Genomic DNA, 14,161 nt, shown 5'->3' with positions numbered 1-14,161 from the left:
TCCGCCGCGTATCGTCGACGGACTGACAAGGGACGGGTCCGCCGTCCGCCGGGAGGAAACCGAGCCTCTTCGCGCCCCCCGGTTCGCGACGCCTCAGCCAGATCGAATTGATGACCGTCGAGACCAATCGAAAGACCCCCGAGCCCTGCCTGCGCTGGGCGCTCCGCAGGGACCGCCGCCGCCTGCCCGGCGCCGCCTGCGCGCCGCGCGGCCGTTGATCGGGACGGAGACGTGACCCTGCGACTTCAGACCTCCCGCCTTCGGACGCCCCCCCTTCTGCGCCGCGCGGCCCTCGCGCTCGCCGGGCTCGGCTGCCTCGCCGCGCTGCCCGGCTGCCTGCCGCCGCCGGGCGCGGTCTCGGGCGCGACGCCGCTCGGCCCCTCGGTGACGGCGGGGGGGCGCGTGGTCCGCCTGACCCCGCCGCAGGGCTTCTGCGTCGATCCCGAAAGCATCCGCCCCGGCGGCGCCGCGGCCTTCGCGCTGATCGAGGACTGCGTGCTCGCCGCCTCGGCCCGCGATCCCGCGACCCCCGCCTCGCGTGAGGCGATGGTGGACGGGCTGGTCTCGCTCTCCATCGGGGAGACCCGGCTTTTCGCCAAGGGCCTGACCGACGAAGGCTTCATCGAACTCGAGCGCTATCTGCGCTCCGACCGCGGCAAGGCCACGGCGGGGATGGGCGGCGATCCGGAGACGATCCGCATCCTGCAGACCCGGCGGGCGGGCGACACGCTTTATGTGCTGGTCGAGGACAAGGGCGACCAGGTGGTGCCCGTGCTCGGCGCGCGCTTCTGGCGGGCCTTCACCGAGGTCAACCGCCGCGCGGTCATCGCCTCGCTGGGGGTGTTCGAGACGACGGACATGCGCGACGGGCTGAAGCTGGCTTACCTCGCGCGGGTGGTCACCGCGCTCAAGCAGGGCAATGGCGAGCTGCCGGCGGAGGACGAACTGCAGGTGGCCGCCGCCGCGCCGCTGGCGGCGCCGATGGCCTCGCCGCGTCCCGGGGGCGCCCCGGCGCCGCGGCCGCGCACCTCGCGTGAGGCGTCGGGCACGGTGTTCGCCGCGGCGGGAACCGGGCCGTCGCCGGTCGAGGCCGTGACGACCAGGCTGGGGGTCGAGGGCGCCGAGGACACCGGCGATGTGGCTGTCGGCGACGCCGAGGCCCCGGCCGCCATCGAAACCGCCGCCGACGCCGCCGCCGCCGATCTGGGCGACGGGGTCACCCAGGCCAGCCTCAACGCCGCTTCGGCCAAGCGGATCGAGGCCGCCGCCGCGCAGGTCGCCCCCGCCGCCGATCCGGTTGCGGTGGCGGGCGCCGCGCAGGGACCGATGGTGCGGCCCGACGGCGGCACCCGGCTCGCCCCCGCCCGCGCGCCCGGCGCCCCGAAGCGCCCCGCCCGGTCGTCCTGACCGGACGGGAGGCGCCTTCGGCCCGGCCTCAGACGCCCAGCGCCGCGCGGATGGTGACCGACATCGGCGTGGCGGGCCGGCCGATCAACGCCTCCAGCGGGGCGCCCGGACCGTCGAGCCCGCCCTTCGCAGCCCCCGCGTCGCTGTCGGCCAGCATCGCCGCGAGCGGACCGGGCAGGCCGTTGGCCTCCAGCGCCGCGGCGTAGTCGGCCTGGGGCAGGTCGGTGTAGACCACCGGCTGGCCCGAGACCTCCGCCACCTGCGCCGCCAGCCCGGCCATGTCGAAGCCTGGCGCGCCGGCCAGTTCATGCGCGCGGCCGGGCTCGCCGCCGATCAGCGCCGCCGCCGCGGCCTCGGCGTAGTCGGCGCGGGCCGCGGGGGCGATGCGCCCGGTCCCGGCCGCCCCGAAGATCGCGCCCAGCCCCGGCGCCGCGGCGATGGCGGGGACGAGGTTCTCCGCATACCAGCCGTTGCGCAGCAGGATATGGGGCAGGCCGGACGCGGCCAGGGCGGCCTCGGTCGCGCGATGCTCCTCGGCCAGCATGAGGGGGGAGGTCGGGGCGTTGAGGATCGAGGTGTAGGCGACCAGCCCCACCCCCGCCGCCCGGGCCGCGTCGATCGCCGCCTGGTGCTGGGGGGCGCGGCGGCCGATGTCGGGCGAGGAGATCAGCAGCAGCCTGTCCGCGCCCTCGAAGGCCGCCGTCAGCGTCTCGGGGCGGTCATAGTCGGCCTCGCGCAGCCGCACGCCTTTCGCGGCGAGATCGGTGGCCCTGTCGGGGAAGCGGACGCCGGCGACGATCTCTTCGGCGGGGACGCCGCGGGCGATCAGCGCGTCGAGCACGAGGCGGCCGAGCTGGCCGGCGGCGGCGGTGATGACGATCATGGGAAGCTCCTGGGATCGGTGAGAGGCGTTGCCGGACCGACCTAGGCGGTATACTTACGAAAGATAAGTACGCACGAAAAGGTAAGCGGCCGCCGCGCCGCCGGTCTTCCGCCCGCCGCGCGATCCGCCCCTCCGCCCGCCCCCGAGAGGTTCCGCCATGCCCCCGCGTCCCCCCGCCCCGCCCGAGGTCTTCGACGGCCCGCAACCGCCGCTCGCCGAGCAGATCCGCATGGGGCGGGTGTTTTCGGTCGACTGCCCCTCCCGCGCGTTTCTCGCCCACATGACGTCGCGCTGGGGGGTGCTGGTGCTGGTGGCGCTGCTGTCGGGGCGGCGGCGCTTCGCGGAGCTGCGCCGCGCCATCGGCGGCATATCCGAGCGGATGCTGGCCCAGACCCTGCGCCAGTTCGAGGCCGACGGACTGGTCGAGCGGCGCGACCACAACGAGGTCCCGCCCCGCGTCGACTACGCCCTGACCCCGCTGGGGCGGGAGGCCGCGGAGCATGTGCGCGCGCTGGCAGACTGGGTGGAGATCAACCTGCCCCGGCTGATGGCGGCGGAGGCGGAGGCCGAGCCGGACCCGCGCCCGACGCCGGCGCCGGCGGACTGACCGCGCCCCTTCGCCGGATCAGTCGTCATGCCCCGGCGGCCTGCGCCGGGCGCGTTGCAGCGCGTCGGAGAAGGCGGCGGCCATGATGCCCGCCGGCAGCGCCACCAGCGCCACCGAGCCCAGCGCCGTCAGCCCCGCGATCACCCGCCCCAGCGGCGTGATCGGCGTGGCGTCGCCGTAGCCCACCGTGGTCAGGGTCACCACCGACCACCACATGGCCCGGGGGATGGAGCCGAAAACCTCCGGCTGCACGTCGCCCTCGGCCATGTACATGGCGACCGAAGCCGCCACGAGGGTCAGCCCCGCCACGCAGACCGAGATCCCCAGCTCCAGCCGCCGCTCGGCCACCGCGCGGGCGATCTCGCGCCCGGCGCGGGCGACGGCGGTGTCGGCGCCGGAATTGAACACATGCAGCACCCGCATCAGCCGCAGCATCACGGTCAGGCCGAAACCGGCCCCGATGCCGACTTCCACCCAGATGCCGACCAGCGCCATCAGGTCGATCAGCGTGTACCAGCGGGTCAGCCAGCCGAGCGGGCCGAGCGGGTGGGCGCGCATCCGCGGGCTTTCCCATTTCACCCAGAGCCGTGCGGCGAATTCCAGGGTGAACAGCACGGCCGAGCCGACCATCACCCAGTAGAGCCCGTCGCCCCACTCGGCCAGGGACGGCTCGGTCAGCAGCGCCGCGGCGAGGGTGGAGACCAGCACCGCGAGCACCGCGAGCAGGTTGAGCGGGGACATCGCGTCGCCGGTCCAGCCGTCCGGGTCCAGCTGGGCGTAGAGCCGCCGTCGCAGGCGGCGCAGCGGGCTGATCTCGGTCTCGGCGGCGAGGCGCGCGTCGCGTCGCCGAGCGGCGGGGCTGGCGCGCGCGGAACCGCCCGGCGCCCCCGGCCGCGACGCCTCGCCGTCATCGGAGGAGCTCACCGGCCCGCCTGCCGGGCGAGGTCGCGACCCCGCCGGAAGCGGCTGCGGTCGCCGCCCGGCCCCGGTAGCACCGGCGGCGCCGGCGCGCCGGGCCCCCGCGTCAGCCGGTCGAGGCGGCGCCATGCGAAGCGCGGATGGCGCAGGGCGGCCTCGATCCGGGGCAGACGCTTGGCCGGCCGCCAGCCGGGACCGTGCTCGATCACCCATGCGAGGCGGCCCCGGCGCTCGGTCGCCGCCCCGCCCGGTCCGGCCGCCGACGCCTGCGCATCGGCCAGCGGAACCGGCGGCCGGGCGGCGGCCGGGGTCATCCGGCCAGGGCCTTCGCCTGGGCGCGCAGCGCGAATTTCTGGATCTTGCCGGTGGAGGTCTTGGGCAGCTCCCCGAAGCTGATCCGCCGCGGCGCCTTGAAATGCGCCAGCTCGGCCCGGCAATGGGCGATCAGATCGGCCTCCGAGACCTCGGCCCCCGATTTCAGCTCCACGAAGGCCACCGGGGTCTCGCCCCATTTCTCGTCCGGCGCCGCCACCACGGCGCAGAGCGCCACGGCGGGATGACGGAACAGGCTCTCCTCCACTTCGATCGACGAGATGTTCTCCCCCCCCGAAATGATGATGTCCTTGGAGCGGTCCTTGATCTGCACATAGCCGTCGGGATGCCTGACCGCGAGGTCGCCGGACCAGAACCAGCCGCCCTTCAGCGCTTCGTCGGTGGCGGTCGGGTTCTTGAAGTAGCCCTTCATCACCACGTTCCCGGCGAAGACGATCTCGCCGATGGTCTCGCCGTCGGCCGGCACCGGGGCCATGGTCTCGGGGTCGAGCACGTCCAGCGCCTCCAGCGCCGCGTAGCGCACGCCCTGGCGGGATTTCAGGCGCGCCTGCTCGGCGGGGGGGAGCGCGTCCCATTCCGGCTTCCACTCGTTGATCACGGCGGGGCCGTAGACCTCGGTCAACCCGTAGACATGGGTGACGCGGAAGCCGGCCTCGGCCATGGCGGCGAGCACGGATTCGGGCGGCGGGGCGGCGGCGGTGAGGAATTCGACCGCATGGGGCAGGGGGCGCTTGTCGGCTTCCGGCGCGGCGAGCAGCGTCGACATGACGATGGGCGCGCCGCACATGTGGGTGACGCCATGCTCGGCGATGGCCTCGAAGATCGGGGCGGCGCGGACGGCGCGCAGGCAGACATGGGCGCCGGCCTTGGCCGAGATCGTCCAGGGGAAGCACCAGCCGTTGCAGTGGAACATCGGCAGCGTCCACAGGTAGACCGGCGCGTCCTGCATGGAGGCGTGCAAGATGTTGCCGGTGGCCAGCAGGGTGGCCCCGCGGTGGTGGTAGACCACGCCCTTGGGGTTGCCGGTGGTGCCGGAGGTGTAGTTGAGCGCGATGGCGTCCCACTCGTCCTCCGGGCCGGGGCCGCGGAAGTCGGGGTCGCCGGCGGCGAGGAAGGCTTCGTAGTCCTCGAAGCCTTCGGCGGCGGCGTGGGTCTCGGGCACGGTGGGGTCGCGATAGGCGATGACGCGGGGCGCGACCTGCGCCAGCGCCAGCGCCTCCCGCGCCAGAGGCGCCAGCTCGGCGTCGACCAGCAGGATCTTCGCCTCGGCATGGTCGAGGATGAAGGCGATGCCGGCGGCGTCGAGGCGGGTGTTCACGGCGTTGAGCACGGCGCCGAGCTGGGCGGGGCCGTAATGCGCCTCCAGCATGGCGGGGGTGTTGAGCAGCAGCGCGGAGACCACGTCGTTGCGCCCGATGCCGGCGGAGTCGAGCGCGGAGGCCAGCCGGCAGGCGCGGGCGCGGAACGCGGCGTAGGGGATGCGCAGGTCGCCATGGATGATCGCGGTGCGGTCGGGGAAGGTGTCCGCGGCGCGGTGCAGCAGGCCCAGCGGGGTCAGCGGCCGGTGATTGGCCCTGGTGCGGTCGAGCCCCTGCAGGAATGGCGACGTCATGGCGATCCTCCCCCGGATTGGTTGCGCCTCAATACACCCGGACGGGGCGCCTCGGGCAAGGGGGCGGCGCGTATCGCGTCGGGCCGGGGGAGGGCGGGACGCGGGGGGCGTCGAGCCCCCCGCGTCCCGGGCCCCGCGCAGGCGCGCGGCCGGCGCCGACATGGGAACGGGGGGCGCGGGAGATGCCGGGAAGCGCCGCGCCCCGAAACGCCCCCGGCGCCGGGTCGGAGACGTCGCCGCCCGCGGTCCCGCCGCAACGCCGCGCCGGCGCCCGGGCGCGGCCTGGCGTCCGGGACGGGGCGCGGCTCCCTCCGCTTGCCGCCGGGCGCATCCGCGCCCTTCCCGCGGCGACGGCGCGCGACTATCGTCCCCCCGAAACCCATCCGTTCCGCAGCAAGGGGGCGACCACCATGGCGCAGCCGCTCGAAGGCAAGGCCGCGATCGTCACAGGCGCCGGGCGCGGCGTCGGCCGGGCCATCGCCCTGCGCTTCGCCCAGGCCGGGGCGCGGCTTCTGATCTCGGACAAGGACGAGGCCGCCCTGCGCCTCGTCGCCGACCGGCTGGCCGAGGACGGGGCCGAGGTCACGTCCTTCGCCTGCGACCTCGCCACCCCGCTCGGCGTCTCCAACCTGATCGCCGCCAGCCTCGACGCCTATGACAGGGTGGACGTGCTGGCCAACGGCCTGCGCCAGATCTCCTCGGGCGACATCATGTCGATGGAGCCGGCGGCGCTGACCGAGATCTTCGACGTCAACGTGCGCACCGCCTTCCAGCTGTCCCAGGCCGCCGCCCGGCGCATGATCGCCCAGCGCGAGGAGGCGGGCGGCGAGGGGCCTGCGGGCGCCATCGTCAACCTGTCCTCCATCGTGGGGCGGCGCTCGGTGCCCTCGATGCTGCGCTACTCGGTGACCTGCGCGGCGATGGATCAGCTGACCCGCGCCATGGCCGTGGCGCTGGCGCCGCAGGGGATCCGGGTGAACGCGGTGGGGCTCGGCTCGGTGATGACCGCGGCCCTGCGCGACGCGTTCAAGGAGACGCCGGACCTGCGCGACGACCTGATCCGGGTCACGCCGCTGGGCCGGATCGGCGACGCGGCGGAGGCGGCGGAGGCGGCGCTCTACCTCTGCTCCCCGGCGTCGAGCTTCATCACCGGCCAGATCCTCGACGTGGACGGCGGGCGCAACATCCTCGATCCGCTGGACCTGCCCGCGCTCTGAGCCCGAGCCGCGCGACGGGGCGGGGCCGCGACGGGGCGCGACGGGCCAGGGCGCGACGGGGCGGAAGCGGTCTCCCATGCGAAAACGGCGGCGCAGGCCCGGGGCCCGCGCCGCCGCCAATGGGGCGCCGAAGCCGGGGGCGCCCCCCGGCTCCGCCGATCGGGGCCGGAGCGTTCCCCCGGCCCTTCGCGTCAGCCCATCGACTCGACGAAGCGGTCGAACAGGTAGTGGCTGTCCATCGGCCCGGGGCTCGCCTCCGGGTGATGCTGGACCGAGAACACCGGCTTGCCCTCCACCCGGATCCCGCAATTGGAGCCGTCGAAGAGCGAGACATGGCTCTCGATCACCCCGTCGGGCAGGGACTGCCCATCCACCGCGAAGCCGTGATTCATCGAGGTGATCTCGACCTTGCCGGTCGCCAGCTCCTTCACCGGGTGGTTGGCGCCGTGATGGCCGTGGGACATCTTCACGGTCTTGCCCCCCAGCGCCAGCGCCAGCATCTGGTGGCCGAGGCAGATGCCGAACATCGGCAGCCCGGCCTTCAGAACGCCCTGGATCATCGGCACGGCGTAGGCGCCGGTCGCGGCCGGATCGCCGGGGCCGTTGGACAGGAACACGCCCTCGGGATCATGGGCCAGCACGTCCTCGGCCGTGGCGGTGGCGGGCAGCACGGTCACGTCGCAGCCGGCCGAGGCGAGGCAGCGCAGGATGTTGCGCTTGGCGCCGTAATCCACCGCCACCACCCGGCGGCCGGGGGTCGCGCGCTTCTCGAACCCTCCGGGCCAGGCCCAGCGCATCTCCTCCCAGCGGTAGGACTGCGCGCAGCTCACGTCCTTCGCCAGGTCGGCGCCGGTCAGGCCGTTGAAGGCGCGGGCCTTCTCCACCAGCGCGGCGGGGTCCAGCGCGCCGTCGGCGGCATGGGCGATGGCCACATGCGGCGCGCCCTTGAGGCGGACCGCGCGGGTCAGGCGGCGGGTGTCCACGCCCCCGATCCCGATGCGCCCGCGCCGCGCCAGCCAGGGCGACAGCCCCTCGGCGGCGCGCCAGGACGACGGCTCGGTCGGATCCCAGCGGGTCACCATGCCCAGCGCCACCGGGTCCAGGGTCTCCTCATCTTCGGGATTGGCGCCTACATTGCCGACATGGGGGAAGGTGAAGGTGATGACCTGACCGGCATAGGACGGGTCGGTCATGATCTCCTGGTAGCCGGTCATCGCCGTGTTGAAGCACAGCTCGCCGACCGACACCCCTTCGGCGCCGAAGCCGCGCCCGAAGAACACGGTTCCATCGGCGAAGGCGATGCAGGCGGTCGCGCCGGGCGGCACGGGCAGGTCCGCCGCATCGCGGCGGGCGGCGGTCGGAGCGGAGTTCATCAGCGTATCCTCGGATTTCGGGGCCGCGGGAAGCTAAGGGCGCAGCGCGGGCGGGTCAACCCGCGCGACAGTTTGGCGAGCATTTGGGGGAGCGTAATGAAATCAGGATCTTGGCCGAATTTCGCCGCATTGGCGACTCGACCCGTTCAGTGTATCCTCATCGGACTTTCAAGCTTGGGGAATGGGACCAGCCATGCGTGACCGCATCGCCCTGGCGCTGAAGGAGGCCGCGGCCTCCGACGACGCCACGCGCCAGTGCACTCTGCGCCTGATCTGCGCCGCCATCCAGGACCGCGAAGCGGTTCGGGCGCGCGGGGACCAGGGCGGCGCGCTGGATGACGCCGAGGTCATCGAGATCCTCGCCAAGATGCTTCGCCAGCGTGAGGACTCGGTCCGCCGCTACGAGGAATCGGGGCGGCTGGAACTGGCCGAGGAAGAGCGGCGCGAAGCGGAGGTGATCCGCGAATTCATGCCGCGTCCGCTGTCGGACGATGAGCTTCACAAGGCCGTCGCCAACGCCATCGCCGAGACCAAGGCCAAGTCGCTGCGCGATCTCGGCACGGTGATGGGCGCGCTCAAGAGCCGGTATTCCGGCCGCATGGACGTGTGCAAGGCCGGCGCCGAAGTGCGCAACGCCCTGAACTGATCCCTTCCGCCGCGCCGGGCGGATGCCGGGCGCGCCTTTTCCGATCCGGCCCGACCGCGTCTCCGGACTGACCGCGTCTCCGGCCCGACTGCGTCTCCGGACCGACCGGGCCGCCAGGGGGCTTCGCCACCGGCGCGCCCTGCGCCTCGCCGCCGCGGGCGGGCGCGGGCCAGCGGCGGGACGGTCGTCGCGGCGGCTCCCGTCCGGGCCGCCCGGGCCGGGACTCAGCCCGCCGGGAAATAGTCCTGCAACTCGCCCTCGCGCCGCACATCCGCCGTGCAGCAATGCAGCCCGCCCCCGAAAGCGTAGGCGTCGCGCAGGGCCACCGGCACCACCTCGAACCCCAGCCGGTCGAGCTGGTCGGCCTGGTAGACCTCCGATTCCTCGACGCAGACGGTTTTCGGGTCCAGCACCAGCACGTTCATCGACAGCCAGACCGAGGAATAGCACAGCGGCGGCGGCGTCTGATGCGCCGGCGGGGCGGCGTCCACGATCTCCCAGCCGTTGCGCTCGAACAGCTTGCGCTGCTCATCGGGCAGGCGGCGCTGGGGATTGTTGAGGATCAGCCCCGGCCGCATCGGCGAGAATGTCGCGTCGATATGAATCGGGTAGGGATCGCCGGGGAAGTTCACCGCATGCACCCGGTGGTCGGGGAAATGCCGGCGCAGCCACTCGATGCCCTTGCGATTCGTGGTGAAGCCGTGCTGCACGACCAGGTCGCGCCCGAAGCGCAGCACGTCGGCGGCGTCGAAAAGCGGTTCCTCCTCCGTCGTCACGAAGTGCCGGGCGGCGGCCCATTCCAGCCGCTTCGCCTCCCCGATCGTGTCGGAGAGGTAGTCGGGGTGGTAATCCGCGTCGGTCAGGCGGGGCTTCGGCGCGGCCTCGTGCCGGAAACCGGGGTCTTCCTCCCAGTATCGCTGCATCAGGGGCCGGTAGCACAGGTATTCGAACCAGCGGCAGCGGTAGGACATGGTGGCTTCGAGGATCTCGCGCCCCACGGTCAGCAGCACGTCGCGCGGCGGCATGCAGCCGAATTGCGAGGGCGTGTGAAAATCCGGCGTGGTCACGGCCTGCGAGAAATCCACCGGGACCGGACGATCCACCCGCACGCCCCGCTTGCGCAGCAGGTCGGCGAACCCGTCGAGCAGCGCGTTGGCGCGGTCGATGGTCTCCTGCGGGCGGCGCCCCCACTGGCCGCGCATGTCCGAGTCCTCGGGGACCTTGGCGTCCAGCGCGGGTTCTGGGGGCGGGATATGGCCGTCATCGGCGCGGCCGACGATGACATGGCGCAGGGGATCCCACTCGGTCCAGCTCTCGACCCGCGTCGGGGTCTCGGCCGCCGTCCCGGTCGGTGTCTCGCTCGCATCCATGCTCGTTCCCCCCTGGGCCCGCCTCGACCGGCCGTCCCGCGCAGGGTTCAGCCGCGCAGACCGTCCATGATCTCGACAAGCTTCGCTGCGATCCCCGGTTCGGACAGGGCGTGGCCGCCGTCCTGGATCATGTGAAGCTGGCTGCCCGGCCAGGCCTTGTGCAGCAGATGCGCCGACAGCGGCGGGCAGATCAGGTCGTAGCGCCCCTGCACGATATGGCCGGGGATGCCCTCCAGCCGGCCCGCGTCGCGCAGGATCTGGCCGTCGGCCTCCAGCCAGCCGTCATTCATGAAGTAATGGCACTCGATCCGGCTGAAGGCGCGGGCGTAGGCCCCGTCCGGCCCGTGGCCGCCGCCGCCATGCAGGGTCGCGCAGGACGCCTCCCACCCCGCCCAGAGCCGGGCGAAGCGCGTCTGCTCCATCACGTCCGCGGAGGTCAGGCGCCGGTGATAGGCGGCGATCAGGTCGCCGCGCTCGGTCTCCGGCACCGCCTCGACGAATTTCGCCCAGTCGGCGGGGCGGAACTGCCCGGCGCCGCCGCCGTAGAACCAGCTCAGCTCGCGCCGCGTCATCAGGAACACGCCGCGCAGGGCCAGCGCCGCCACCCGCTCGGGATGGGTCTCGGCGTAGATCAGCGCCAGCGTCGCGCCCCAGGAGCCGCCGAAGACGGTCCAGGCGTCGATCTCCAGTTTCTCGCGGATGCGCTCGATATCCGCGACCAGGTCCCAGGTGGTGTTGCCCTCGAGGCTGGAATGGGGGCGCGAGCGCCCGCAGCCGCGCTGGTCGAACAGCACCACGCGATAGACCTCGGGGTCGAAGAAGCGGCGCATCCCGGGCGAGCATCCGCCCCCAGGCCCGCCATGCAGCACCACCACCGGCTGGCCGCGGGGGTTGCCGCACTGTTCGACATAGAGGTCATGGCCGCCCGGAACCTCCAGCCGCATGCGGGCGAAGGGTTCGAGGGCGGGATAAAGGGCCATTCGGGCCGTGCGGTCATGGTCGCTTTCGCGCATGGACGATCTATGGCATGTCCGGGGCCGTTCACAAGGGGCCGCGGCGCGATCGACCCGCAACGCCCCCTGCGCGGACACGCTTTCCCGCCGCAATCGTTGGGCGGAGCGAGCGTTTCCTGACCGGGAGCCCAGCATGACCGAAGACGCCCCGAGCCCCTCCGCGACCCTTCCCGACACCGATCCGGCCGAGATCGCCAAGTTCGAGGCGATGGCCGCCGAGTGGTGGGACCCGCACGGCAAGTTCAAGCCGCTGCACATGCTCAACCCCTGCCGGCTGGGCTATATCGTCGAGCAGATCGGCGCCGAGTTCGCCCGCGACCTCACCGCCGACCGTCCGTTCGAGGGGCTGCGCCTGCTCGACATCGGCTGCGGCGGCGGGCTGTTGTCGGAGCCGATGGCCCGCATGGGCGCCACCGTCGTGGGCGTCGATCCCGCCCCGCGGAACATCCCGGTGGCCCAGCTCCACGCCGCGCAGTCGGAGCTGGGGATCGACTATCGCTGCACCACCGCCGAGGCGCTGGTCGAGGCGGGCGAAGCCTTCGACGTGGTGCTGAACATGGAAGTGGTGGAGCATGTGCCCGACCCCGCCGCCTTTCTCGGGGCCTGCCGGGCGTTGCTGAAGCCGGGCGGGCTGATGATCTGCTCGACCCTGAACCGCAACCCCAAAAGCTTCGCCATGGCCATCGTGGGGGCCGAGCACATCATGCGCTGGTTGCCCAAGGGCACCCATGACTGGCGGAAATTCATCACGCCGGACGAGCTTTACGGGCTGCTCCGCGGCGTCGGGCTCGATCCGGTGGACCGCAAGGGCTTCGTGTTCAACCCGCTGGGCTGGTCGTGGTCGATCTCCGCCCGGGACCTTTCGGTGAACTACGTGACCGCCTCGGTGCGGCGAAGCTGAACAGGCGGCGGGGCTGGCTCCGCCGGGCCGGGGGGCGCAAGGTCGGGGTCCAGCATCCCGCACGCGCGCCCCGGAGGTCCCATGCCCGCCCCCACGCAAGACGCCGCCGAGATCGCCGCCGCCCTGCCGGTGGCCGACGCCTGGTTCCGCGCCAGGCGGGTCGCCCCCGGCGTCACCCTGATCGACGAGCCGCATGTGGACCTGCTGCTGCGCGCCAATCTCTACCTGGTGGAGGGGGCGGAGCGGGACATGCTGATCGATTCGGGCATGGGGATCGCCCCGCTCGCGCCCTTCGTGGCGGGGCTGCGCGCCGCGCCGGAAAAGCCGCTGGTCCATGTCCTCTCCCACGCGCATATCGACCACATGGCCGGGTCCTGGGAATTCGACACCCGCCTGATCCACCCGCGGGAGGAGAAGGACCTGCTGCTGGAGGTCCCCGACCCGCTCGCCACGCTGTTCCGCGACGAATACCCCGCCGAGCTGCTGGAGAAGTTCCGCGCCTCCGGCTATCGCCCGCTGCCGCCGGTGCTGGTCGACGCGATCCCGGAGGCGGGCTTCGACCTCTCCGCCTACGCGATGAAGCCCGCCCCCGCGACCATGCTGCTTGAGGAAGGCGACCGGGTGGAGCTGGGCGACCGCGCCTTCCTGGTGCTGCACCTGCCGGGACATTCGGACGGGGGGATCGGGCTGCTGGACGAGGTCGACGGGACCTTCTTCTCGGGCGATGCGATCTATGACGGGCCGCTGATCCTGGCCGGCGACCTGGACGAATACCGCGCCACCCTGCGCCGGCTGCGCGAGCTGGAGGTCGGGGTGGTCCATGGCGGGCATAACGACGCCTTCGACCAGGCCCGGATGCGGGAGATCTGCGACGACTACCTCGCGCGCTGGGGCGGCTGAGGCGGCTTCAGGGGCAGGGTTCGGCGACGGGAACGCGCAGCCAGACGTCCTCCCGCGCGGCGCCCTCGAAATCCATGGCGGTGAGGCGCACGGCGTCGGCCTCGAACACGTCGGCGTCGAAGGCCCGCGCGCCGACCCGCAGCGGGTTGGTGGACCGGGCGATGACCCCGCCCGCGGGCGTGATCCGGCCGATGCAGAATTCCTGGTCGAACAGCCGGCGCAGCGCTCCGCGGTGGCGCTGGTCCAGCGCCCGGTCCAGCCGGTCGGCCAGCGGCGCGTTGGCGGCGAGCGCGCCGGGGGCGCCGCGGCCGAGCATGAATATCTCCCCCGCCTGCGCCAGCACCGCGGCCTGCCCGTCGGCCCGGCGCAGCTGCATGGCGCGCAGGGGCGGGCGGGCGCCGGGGGCCTCGCGTCGCCAGAGCTCGGCGTAATCGGCGAAGACCCCGCGCTCGATCAGCGCGTCGCCCTCGAAGAACAGCGCCCCCACGTCCGGCCCGTCCAGCGGCCCGCGCCAGTTGACCCGGCGGGTCCAGGTGCAGACCCCGCGCTCCACCGTGGTGATGCCGGCGAAACCCTCGGCCCGGGCCAGCCGGCGCAGGTCCGCGGCGGGCAGGTCGGCGAGCCCCCGCACGCCCGGGCGCCCGGTCTCGCGCCGGGGCAGGTCGGCGGGCAGGCGCAGGTCCACATGCAGCGGACCGGCCTGGATCCACCAGACCTCCGTCGTCGCGTCCTCCTCGCCCGCCGTCCGCAGCCATTGCCGGCGCCACAGGCCCTGCACGTCGATCAGCCGCGGCGGCGGCGGGGCCGCGCCCGGACCGCCCTTCGGGGCCCCTCCGCCGCCGGTCGGGGCCGGGCCGGACGGGATCGCGGGGGGTGTCATGCGGCCGCCGCCCGCGGGCCGATGGCGGCGACGATCCCGGCGGCCGATCGCGCCGCCCCCGTCGGGAGGCGGGCGAAGGCCATCGGGACCATGGGCCCGCT

Annotated in this window: 14 protein-coding genes; 6 read left to right on the top strand and 8 right to left on the bottom strand. The window is 73.4% G+C overall.

The features are described from left to right. Nucleotides 1-231: 231 nt before the first annotated feature. The gene (locus BLV24_RS07850) at nt 232-1,407 is read left to right on the top strand and encodes a hypothetical protein (protein ID WP_092680622.1); all 1,176 of its coding nucleotides are present in this window, start codon (nt 232-234) and stop codon (nt 1,405-1,407) included. A 28-nt stretch (nt 1,408-1,435) separates the two neighbouring features. Here the strand turns inward: BLV24_RS07850 and BLV24_RS07845 are convergent, their stop codons facing one another. After that, a complete protein-coding gene (locus BLV24_RS07845) occupies nt 1,436-2,290 on the bottom strand; it encodes an NAD(P)H-binding protein (protein WP_092680621.1) in 855 nt (284 codons plus the stop codon). Nucleotides 2,291-2,447: 157 nt separating this feature from the next. On the opposite strand from BLV24_RS07845, the gene BLV24_RS07840 reads away from it, so the two are divergent. Then, the gene (locus BLV24_RS07840; protein ID WP_092680620.1) at nt 2,448-2,897 is read left to right on the top strand and encodes a winged helix-turn-helix transcriptional regulator; all 450 of its coding nucleotides are present in this window, start codon (nt 2,448-2,450) and stop codon (nt 2,895-2,897) included. An 18-nt stretch (nt 2,898-2,915) separates the two neighbouring features. Here BLV24_RS07840 and BLV24_RS07835 read toward each other — a convergent pair whose 3' ends face one another. From BLV24_RS07835 to BLV24_RS07830, 3 genes are read right to left on the bottom strand one after another with little or no spacing between them, the layout of a single operon-like run. Then, entirely contained in the window at nt 2,916-3,821 is a 906-nt protein-coding gene (locus BLV24_RS07835; RefSeq protein ID WP_176954674.1) for an ion transporter, read from the bottom strand. Continuing rightward, entirely contained in the window at nt 3,818-4,129 is a 312-nt protein-coding gene (locus BLV24_RS21940) for a hypothetical protein (protein ID WP_176954673.1), read from the bottom strand. The genes BLV24_RS07835 and BLV24_RS21940 overlap by 4 nt, the downstream gene beginning before the upstream one ends. After that, on the bottom strand, nt 4,126-5,760 hold the full coding sequence (locus BLV24_RS07830) for an acyl-CoA synthetase (RefSeq protein ID WP_092680618.1): 1,635 nt from the start codon (nt 5,758-5,760) through the stop codon (nt 4,126-4,128). Before BLV24_RS07830 ends, BLV24_RS21940 begins: the two co-directional genes overlap by 4 nt. A 410-nt stretch (nt 5,761-6,170) precedes the next feature. On the opposite strand from BLV24_RS07830, the gene BLV24_RS07825 reads away from it, so the two are divergent. Continuing rightward, entirely contained in the window at nt 6,171-6,977 is an 807-nt protein-coding gene (locus BLV24_RS07825; RefSeq protein WP_092680978.1) for an SDR family NAD(P)-dependent oxidoreductase, read from the top strand. Between the two features lie 191 nt (nt 6,978-7,168). On the opposite strand, the gene carA is transcribed toward BLV24_RS07825, so the two are convergent. Next, nucleotides 7,169-8,350 (bottom strand): glutamine-hydrolyzing carbamoyl-phosphate synthase small subunit, encoded by a 1,182-nt coding sequence (gene carA / locus BLV24_RS07820; protein ID WP_092680617.1) that lies wholly within the window; start codon nt 8,348-8,350, stop codon nt 7,169-7,171. A 193-nt stretch (nt 8,351-8,543) separates the two neighbouring features. Between carA and BLV24_RS07815 the strand changes: the two genes are divergently transcribed. Beyond that, entirely contained in the window at nt 8,544-8,996 is a 453-nt protein-coding gene (locus tag BLV24_RS07815; protein ID WP_092680616.1) for a GatB/YqeY domain-containing protein, read from the top strand. Between the two features lie 224 nt (nt 8,997-9,220). Here BLV24_RS07815 and BLV24_RS07810 read toward each other — a convergent pair whose 3' ends face one another. After that, on the bottom strand, nt 9,221-10,366 hold the full coding sequence (locus tag BLV24_RS07810) for a serine/threonine protein kinase (protein ID WP_092680615.1): 1,146 nt from the start codon (nt 10,364-10,366) through the stop codon (nt 9,221-9,223). 47 nt (nt 10,367-10,413) lie between these two features. Beyond that, nucleotides 10,414-11,379, bottom strand: a complete 966-nt coding sequence (gene pip / locus BLV24_RS07805; RefSeq protein WP_092680614.1) for a prolyl aminopeptidase — start codon at nt 11,377-11,379, stop codon at nt 10,414-10,416. Nucleotides 11,380-11,512: 133 nt separating this feature from the next. Here pip and ubiG point away from each other — a divergent pair, with 133 nt between their 5' ends. Beyond that, complete coding sequence (ubiG, locus tag BLV24_RS07800) at nt 11,513-12,280, top strand: bifunctional 2-polyprenyl-6-hydroxyphenol methylase/3-demethylubiquinol 3-O-methyltransferase UbiG (protein ID WP_092680613.1); 768 nt, start codon at nt 11,513-11,515, stop codon at nt 12,278-12,280. 81 nt (nt 12,281-12,361) lie between these two features. Continuing rightward, the gene (locus BLV24_RS07795; RefSeq protein ID WP_092680612.1) at nt 12,362-13,180 is read left to right on the top strand and encodes an MBL fold metallo-hydrolase; all 819 of its coding nucleotides are present in this window, start codon (nt 12,362-12,364) and stop codon (nt 13,178-13,180) included. A 7-nt stretch (nt 13,181-13,187) separates the two neighbouring features. Here BLV24_RS07795 and BLV24_RS07790 read toward each other — a convergent pair whose 3' ends face one another. Further along, on the bottom strand, nt 13,188-14,060 hold the full coding sequence (locus BLV24_RS07790) for a hypothetical protein (RefSeq protein ID WP_092680611.1): 873 nt from the start codon (nt 14,058-14,060) through the stop codon (nt 13,188-13,190). Nucleotides 14,061-14,161 lie beyond the last annotated feature (101 nt).

The sequence above is a fragment of the Albimonas donghaensis genome, from assembly GCF_900106695.1.
GTDB classification, from domain to species: Bacteria; Pseudomonadota; Alphaproteobacteria; order Rhodobacterales; family Rhodobacteraceae; genus Albimonas; species Albimonas donghaensis.
Note: the sequence above shows the minus strand (reverse complement) of the source record. Positions and strands in the feature narration are given on the sequence as shown.